Genomic DNA, 7,968 nt, shown 5'->3' with positions numbered 1-7,968 from the left:
CCCGCCCACCCCGTGCGGGGGGTCCCCCCAGGCCCGCGTCGCGAGCGCGCAGCATGGCCTGGCGGCGATCGGCGACATGCAGTTTGGCGAGAATGGTCGACACATGATTGCGTACGGTCTTCGGGCTCAGATTCAGCCGGCCGGCGATCGCCGGATTCGACTCGCCGTCGGCGAGGAACGTCAGAATCTCCCGCTCGCGCTCCGACAGCGCGGGCAGCGGCGCCGCCCCGACGGCCACCTCGCGGGACACCGCCGGGCCGGCGGTGAAGTAGTCGACGATGCGCGCGGCGATGCCCGGCCCGAAGAGGGCGCCGCCCCCGGCGACGGCCCGGATCGCCGCGACGACCTCATCCGGGGTCGACCCCTTGAGCAGGTAACCGCGGGCGCCCGCCCGCAACGCCGCAAACACCGACTCGTCGTCGCCGAGCATGGTCAGCATCAGCAGACCGACGCCGGGCGCGTCCGCGGCGATCGCCCGGGCCGCCACCACACCGGACAGATCAGGCATGTTGATGTCCAGAACGGCGACATCCGGACGCTCGGCGAGCGCGACCTGAACGGACTGCGCGCCCGTGGACACCGCCGCGACGCACCGCAGACCCGGGTAGCTGTCCAGGGTCAGCTTCATCCCGGCGAGAAAGATGGGGTGATCGTCGGCGATCAATACGCGTAGGAGGCGTTCGTCCGGGCCGGTCTCGCTCACGAGTCCTCCAGGCGTGCGTAAGTGGCGCTGCCCCAACGATGTTGGCATACCGCCCCGACTCTGAACCATCCCGGCCCGATGACCTCCTGGAGGAGCGATGGCCGACACCGACACCCCACCCACCGGCCCGCACGCCGAGCGCGCCCGGGTCGTACGGATGGTCGCCGCGCTCGCAGGCTGCCTGCTCGCGCTGGGCTGGCTCTGGGCGGCGCGGGCCGGACACCCGTCCGACGGCAGCGTGGTCTCCACCGCATCACACGCCTGGCAGCCGGGCGCCGTCGTGGTCGGGGAAGCCGTCGGCGCGGACCAGCCACTGCGCGCCGGCGACCTCGTCACCGCCGTCGACGGCCGCCCCCTGACCACCGCCGCGCCCGACGGGCAGGCACCCCGCATCGGCGACGAGGTCGTCTACGACGTGACACGCGGCGGGTCGCGGATCCGCGTACCGGTGACGCTGACCGGCTATCCATTCTGGACGCTCGTCGGGCGGCATGCCGCCAGCCTGCCCTACGTCGCCATGGCGATGCTGCTCGGGTCGCTGCTCATCGCGCGACGGCCCCGCGACCCGGCGGCGATCGCGCTGTACAGCCTCGGCGTGCTGCAGTTCGTCGGCTACGCCTCGTCGATCTGGTACGGAACCCAAGTCATCGACGTCGCGACCGGGCGGCTGTGGGTCACCACCGTCGCGGAGGTGGCGAACTGCCTGGTGTGGGCGTTCATGCTGCTGTTCGCCGCCTCGTTCCCCCGGCCGTGGCCCGTGCTGCGCCGGCGGCCGTGGCTGGTCGTGTCCGGCTTCGCCGTGCCGTTCCTCGCCTACGCCGGCGCCGTCGCGGTGCTGCTGCCCGGATCGGCCGGCCTGCGGCGCTCCTGGCTGCTCGTCTCGGTGTCGGTGCCGGCCGCCGCGTTCTACCCCGTGCTGGTGCTGGCGGCGCTCGTGGTGAGCTACCGGCTCGCCCGCGACCCGGTCGAGCGGCACCGGATGCGACTCATCAGCTACGGCGTGGCGGCGATCGCCATCAGCTATCTGCTGCTCGGCCGCATCCCCGAGCTCGTCGCCGGCAGCCCGCTGATCAGCTGGGACTACTTCACCCTCATGTTCGTCCCGGTGCAGCTGCTGCAGGCCGCCACGATCCTGCGCTACCGGCTGTGGGACATCCAGATCATCCTGCGCCGCTCGCTGATATACGGGCTGGTGACCGCCGGACTCATCCTCGCCTACCTGGCAGCGGCCGCCGCGATCAGCGCGGGCCTCGACACCCGGCTGCACCCCGTACCCGTGCTCATCGCCCTCGTGATGGCGCTGTCGTTCTCGGCGGCGCACACCGCGTTGCGCCGGGTGGCCAGCCGGCTCGTCTACGGCGAGCGCGAGGATCCGTACGAGGTGCTGCGACAGCTGGGGCAACGGCTCGGGTCGGCGCAATCCGCCGAGGTGGTGCTCAACCAGCTCGTCGAGACCCTGGTACGCACCCTGCGGCTCTCACACGCCGCGGTCGAGATGCCCGGCCTGGACCTGGTCTCCAGCGGACACGGCCGCCCCGGGCCGACGCCGACCTCCATCGACCTCGTCCACGACGGCGAGCGGATCGGCCGCCTCATACTCGACCCCGGGCCGGACCGCGAGCCGTTCGGAACCTCCGACCGCCGCCTGCTGGAAGGCCTCGCCCAGCAGGTCGGCGCCACCGCGCACAGCCTGCTGCTCGCGGCACGGCTGCAGCGCTCCCTGGAGGGCAGGGTGACCATGCTCGAGGAGGAGCGCCGCCGCATGCGCCGCGAGATCCACGACGGTCTCGGCCCCACCATCGCCTCCGCGTCGATGCGCCTCGAACTGAGCCGCTCCCTGCTCCGCACCGACCCCGGCGCGGCCGCCCGCATCCTCGCCGAGCTCGCCGAGATCCACCGCTCGGTCATCCAAGACCTCCGCCGGCTGGTCGACGGGCTGCGCCCGATCATCCTGGACCACCTCGGGCTGGACGCCGCGGTCCGCGAAATGGTGGCCGGCCTGGGCGGCGGCGTGCGCACGAACCTGGACTGCACCCTCGGCGCCGACCGCCTGCCCGCGGCGGTCGAGGTCGCCGCCTACCGGATCGTCTCCGAGGCCCTCACCAACGTCGTACGCCACGCGGGAGCGTCCGTCTGCGACGTCCGAATCTGGTGGGACGGTGACATCCACGTCGAGGTACGCGACAACGGCCGCGGCCTGCCGCCGGACTACCGCCCCGGCATGGGCCTGACCAGCATCAGGGAGCGCTGCGCCGAGCTCGGCGGCACCGCCGCGATCACCCCGTACGCGCCGGCCGGCACCCGGGTGATCTGCCGCCTGCCCGTTCCGGGCTCCGGCATCAGCGCCAACCGGTACCGACCGCGCGTTCGTGACGGGTTGGGTCTAGGTTCCGCCTGAGAGCATCATTCACGACTATCGGGAGGCAACGTGTCTCTGAAGTTCTCTCGGCGGCTCGGCGTCACCGCGATCGCGGCGCTGTCGGTCACGGCCCTCGGCGGCGCCGGCATCGGATACGCCGCGTCCACCGTCACCGCCCAGCCGGCGATCATCACCAGCACCCCGCACTCGGAAAGGGACGTCACCAACATCGACGTCCTGCGCCAGCAGCTCCGCAACTATTACGGCGACCCGCTCGGCACCGGCCAGTTCGCCGCGGACGGCAACTACGCCAAGGAGGCGAGCCACGTCGCCGCCGCCGGCACCCGATACCTCGACCACCTGCGGTACCGGGGAAAGGCGACCAAGGCGATCCTGCTGGACGTCGACGACACCTCGCTGGCCACCTGGAACTACGAGATCGCCAGCAACTGGGCGTTCAACCCGACCACGAACGCGGCCTACGTGCTCGGCCAGCAGTTCCCGGCCGTACCCGGAATGGTGCGGATGGCGACCAGGGCCGAACGCGAGGGTTACGCGGTCTTCTACCTGACCGGCCGCGGAACCGCCCAGGAGGAGGCCACCCTGGGCAACCTCACCGCGGACGGGGTCGGGGTTGACGCCGGATTCCCCAAGCCGACGACGCTGGGCAACGGCGAGGACGGCCTGTTCACCAAGCCGGACGTGACCGCCTACCCGGACTATCTCAAGACCGCGTGCGCGGACGACCCGGGCGGCAAGTGCACCACCATCCACTACAAGTCGGCGACCCGCGCGCACATCGAGTCGCTCGGCTACAACATCGTCGCGAACTTCGGCGACCAGTACAGCGACCTGAAGGGCGGCCACGCCGACCGGACCTTCAAGCTGCCCAACCCGAACTACTTCCTGCCCTGACGGGACGGGACCGGGCGTCGCTCAGACGCCCGGTCTCCGGGTGAACCTTGCGGTCGCACCCCTGGCGGTGCGGCTGATCGTCGACACGGCCGGCGGTCGATGCGAGCACCTGGGGTCCGCCCGATCGGGGTGGCCCGCGGTCGTATCGATCGCCCCGGTCACCGGAGCGGCGCGATGGTGGGCTCAGCGGTGCTCGGGGGAATCCAGACAAAGGTCTGCCGAGGCGTTGACAACGGGTTGCCGCCCCACCACATGCTGGGCCGTCCCTCCACCGCCTTGCGGGCTTGATCCAGATCCGAGAACCCGCCGACCGGATAGAGCGATTCGAACGTGGTCGGCCGGATACCGGTTCCGGGGTCCGGCGCCCAGGTTTCCCGGAAGTTGATGACGATGAGCACGCCCGCGGCCGGCGTACGCAGCGCGTCGATCTCGCCCGCCCGGCTCCGCAGAGTCTCCTCTGCCTCTCGCGACGCGCCCCACGCCGACACGGCGTTGATCACGAGCGGCAGGGCGATCGCTGCCCCCTCGCCGAGGGCACCGGCCACCGCGGCACCCCGCGAGGGCGCGGGCGCGGACATGCTGGGCGCGGGACGATCCGGAATGGTCTCCGTCGTCTCGCGCCCACCTCCGCCCGCGGGTGACGGGCGCGACGACGAAACCTCCTGAGGCGGGGGCGGGATCGAGCGGTCGGGCCGGACGGCCGGGCCGCCCGATCCGCCCGCCGCCGAATTCACGGCCTTGTCGGCTATCGGCCTGTCGACGACCGGTATCGGCCTGGTCTCGTCGAACGCCGGTGCGGGCTCAGCGGGTGCCGTCGGCGCCCGCTCGGCCCCCTGATCGGTCGACGGAACCGGTGCGGCACGCCTTCGCGACGGTTGCGACCGTTGCGGATCGGCGCTCGGTACCGAGCCTGCCCGTGCGGGCGAGCTGCCCCCGGAGGAGCCGCCCTTGGCCTTGCGATCGTTTCGCCGCCCCGGCGGCACGACCTCCACCACCTGGATGTCCCAGTCCGCGCTCTGACGGGTTTCAGCGAGGCAGTCATCGCAGGCCTCTCGGGAGACCGCCATGGACGTCACCTGGTACCCGTTCTCGGCAGCGATCCCCGTCATGATCTGCTCGCCGTGCCAGTGCGCACCGCGCCTGCCGTCGCGGGTGCGTTCCCGCAGCCCGCTCCAGCGCACGATCCCGAGCTCGCCGGCCACGCTCTCGAGTTGCTTGTTGTTCCAGTCGTCGTTGCACGTGTAGACCAGCCGAGGCGTGCCTTCATCGTCGATGATCTGGCCGATGACGAGCGTCTTCCGACGCAGGCTCTCCCGGGTCTTGAGGCTCACCCGTTTGAAGATCTCATTCATCCGCTCGGCGAGATCCGCCGTGACGGCGGGGGCGACCCGCGGGCGAGCATCCGGCTCGGCGGGCGGCTCCTCCGCCAGCTGCGGAACGCCGGCCGGTCCGGCGGTCAACCCGGCCGCGCCCGGCGAGGCGTGCACCCCGGCCGCCTCCGCCTGACGTTCGGCGTCGGCGTTCGCATCCCCGGTCCCGATCTCCGCGGTCTGCTGCATGACGTGAGTCAGTTCGTGGGCAAGCAGGCGCCGGCCGCGTGGCGTGTCCGGACGGAAGTGGCCGGACGCGAAATAGATGTCGGATCCAACGGTGAAGGCCACCGCACCCGCCGCCCGAACGCGCTCGGCCGACGACGGATCGTCGTGGATTCGCACGTCGCGGAAGTCCGCGCCGGCACGCTCCTCCATCCGGCGGCGGACATCGTCGTCCAGCTGATGACCGCCGTCCTCGCGCAGCAGCCGGTTGACCTCGTGGTTGCCGACGGTCGCCTGCAGGCGTTCGAGGGCCGCGGAGGACGGCGGCCGCTCGTCCGGGCCCTCTATCCGGGCCGGTCCGGCACCCGCCTGCCGCCAGGCATGGTCCTGGAGCGCGGCCTGATCCTGCTGCTGTGCCCGGTCGTGGCCCGGTGTCGTCATCTCCGCTCCCGATCCCCGCGCCGGCCCGTGGCTAGCGGCCGTCGAGGCACTGAATCATGTCCTGGAGCAGCGCCGTGCCGTACAGCTGACGCCGGTTCTGGAGCGGATCCACCTGCTCGATCGCCGTGCGGGGCGACTCGGGCAGCTCGATCGTCGCCAAGACGACCCACGGGTCCTGGGGACAACCCGGGCACGGTACGAGCCGGGGATGTGTCAGCAGGGTGCCGCAGTCGGGCGCCGGCTGCTTGTGGGTCTCGGGCAGCTCGGCGAGGCAGCAGAACTCGTACGCATCACGAATGCGGGAGTATTCGCAGCCGTCCTCGTCGCAGGAGCAGCCGGCGGGCGCCGTCCGCACCGGCCGGCTCTGACACTCGACGAAACGAACGGCGAGGTAGACGGTGTTCTGCTCGAGGGTTCGGCGGGTCACCGGCGGACACGGCCTCGCGAAGGCGCACGGATCCTTGCTCTGCAGGAAGCAGTCGGCCAGGTCGAACAGCACCTCCGCCCGGATCGACACCGCGTCCCCCTGCGGCGTCAACAGATACCCGGCGCAGATCCGCACCTGCCACGGTTTCGCCCCGGTCGGTGCGGCCTGCACGTCGCAGCCACACACAACGCCCCAGCCGTGCAGCAGGCGATTGTGCTCGCGCAGCTTCTGCCGGTGGTACTCCTGCTCGTCGTTGAGGTCGTCGGCACTGATCAGCTGCCGGGGATAGAACCGCAGCCGCTCGAATGTCTCGCCCATGTCGTGGTTGACGGTGGTCATCGCGGATCCTCCTGGCGGGTTGCGGGTCAGTCGGTGACGACGAATCTGCACACGAGGTTTCCGCCGGAAATCCCGTCGCCGCTCGGCCAGGTCGGTCCCGCCGGGTCGCCGTCGAGGGCATGCGGCGGCTGCCCGGCCGGGCCTGCGAGCGACATCACGGCGGGGTGGTCGCCGCGCAGCTCGATCTCGTACTCGCCGGGTTCGAAGAGGTTCGGCTCGACCGAGAAGCGCATGCGGTTGGCCGCCGGCCAGGTGATCGTTCCGCCGCCGAGCGGGGTGCCGTTGTGCCGGGCGAGGACGGTCTTGCCCGGGACGGCGGTCGCCTGGTCGGCGGTCGCCTTGATGAACCGGACCTCGAACGCGTTCGCCTCCCGGCCGCGGCCGACCGTCGGCACGGCGCTCGGCGTCGACCAGCTGACCAGCGGCTGGGTGACCGAACACAGCGCGACGGCCTCGACGGCCAGGAACTCGCCGGTGGGCGGCGGCGTGCCGCAGCACTCCTCGATGCGCTCGGCGAGGCAGGCGATCAGGCGCAGCAACGCCTGGTTGGTCGGCACGACCTGGCGTGGTGCGCAGTCGATGACGGTGAGCGAGCCGTCGTCCTCGACGGTCACCCGGGCGAGCACCAGGCAGGGGTCGTCCGGCGCGGTGGCGCAGGCGGCGGTGAGTGCGCAGAGCGCCTCGTGGAGACGGCCTCGGTGGAGCAGGTCCTTGATCTCGGCATCGCAGGGGTGCGTGACATCGTCGGCCGTGCCTTCGCGTACGTCGAGGTCGTACGTTTCGATCCAGGTGCCCGCCTCGCACCGCTGCAGGCCGTCGCAGACCGGATCGGGGACGAACGCGGGCCCGAACTCGGCCTGACACTCCCGGTAACACAGGCGCACGACGAGATTCCTCGGCAATGCGGCGCCGTCCTCCCCCGAGCCGACACCGTGCTCGCGGCTGAGTCCGAGCGGGATCAGATCGTGGTCGTCGGGCACCACGATCCGCCGTCCCCACCCGTCGGTCGCCACCCCGGCCCGTACCCGAAGTCCGCGCTCCGATCCGGCCTGGATCGCCGACACGCCCAGGCCGCACACCACCCCCGGGCCGAGTACGAGCCGGTTCAGCTGACGTTGTTCGGCGAGGGCGTACTGCTGCTCCATCGAGAAGCGGCGCACGTCCATCAGTTGCCCGTAGAAGTAGCGGTTGCGGCGGGGCGGTCGCAGGTCGGTCATGCGCCTGCCGTCCCAGTCCGTCGAGCTCATCG

6 protein-coding genes are annotated in these 7,968 nt (G+C 71.5%); 2 read left to right on the top strand and 4 right to left on the bottom strand.

Features of this window, described 5'->3' with window-relative positions:
- A partial coding sequence (locus AB0F10_RS27780) for a response regulator transcription factor (protein ID WP_360631151.1) occupies positions 1-664 on the bottom strand: 664 nt, incomplete at its 3' end.
- A gap of 136 nt (positions 665-800) precedes the next feature.
- On the opposite strand from AB0F10_RS27780, the gene AB0F10_RS27775 reads away from it, so the two are divergent.
- Both AB0F10_RS27775 and AB0F10_RS27770 read left to right on the top strand, forming a co-directional pair.
- Positions 801-3,101, top strand: coding sequence for a histidine kinase (locus AB0F10_RS27775; RefSeq protein ID WP_360631148.1), 2,301 nt, complete (start codon positions 801-803; stop codon positions 3,099-3,101).
- 30 nt (positions 3,102-3,131) lie between these two features.
- Positions 3,132-3,977 (top strand): HAD family acid phosphatase, encoded by an 846-nt coding sequence (locus AB0F10_RS27770; RefSeq protein WP_360631145.1) that lies wholly within the window; start codon positions 3,132-3,134, stop codon positions 3,975-3,977.
- A 158-nt stretch (positions 3,978-4,135) separates the two neighbouring features.
- On the opposite strand, the gene AB0F10_RS27765 is transcribed toward AB0F10_RS27770, so the two are convergent.
- From AB0F10_RS27765 to AB0F10_RS27755, 3 genes are read right to left on the bottom strand one after another with little or no spacing between them, the layout of a single operon-like run.
- Positions 4,136-5,953, bottom strand: a complete 1,818-nt coding sequence (locus AB0F10_RS27765) for a DUF4157 domain-containing protein (RefSeq protein WP_360631142.1) — start codon at positions 5,951-5,953, stop codon at positions 4,136-4,138.
- A gap of 31 nt (positions 5,954-5,984) precedes the next feature.
- Positions 5,985-6,719 (bottom strand): hypothetical protein, encoded by a 735-nt coding sequence (locus tag AB0F10_RS27760; protein WP_360631139.1) that lies wholly within the window; start codon positions 6,717-6,719, stop codon positions 5,985-5,987.
- A 26-nt stretch (positions 6,720-6,745) separates the two neighbouring features.
- Positions 6,746-7,966, bottom strand: a complete 1,221-nt coding sequence (locus AB0F10_RS27755; protein ID WP_360631136.1) for a hypothetical protein — start codon at positions 7,964-7,966, stop codon at positions 6,746-6,748.
- Positions 7,967-7,968: the final 2 nt, after the last annotated feature.

This window comes from Actinoplanes sp. NPDC026623, assembly GCF_040638275.1.
Lineage (GTDB): Bacteria > Actinomycetota > Actinomycetes > Mycobacteriales > Micromonosporaceae > Actinoplanes.
This window is presented reverse-complemented; position numbering and strand designations above follow the sequence as displayed.

Bases quoted from the DNA above. Each gene is read 5' to 3' on its own strand.
- AB0F10_RS27760 (WP_360631139.1), bottom strand. From the start codon at position 6,719: ATGACCACCGTCAACCACGACATGGGCGAGACATTCGAGCGGCTGCGG.
- AB0F10_RS27755 (WP_360631136.1), bottom strand. From the start codon at position 7,966: ATGAGCTCGACGGACTGGGACGGCAGGCGCATGACCGACCTGCGACCG.
- AB0F10_RS27765 (WP_360631142.1), bottom strand. From the start codon at position 5,953: ATGACGACACCGGGCCACGACCGGGCACAGCAGCAGGATCAGGCCGCG.
- AB0F10_RS27775 (WP_360631148.1), top strand. From the start codon at position 801: ATGGCCGACACCGACACCCCACCCACCGGCCCGCACGCCGAGCGCGCC.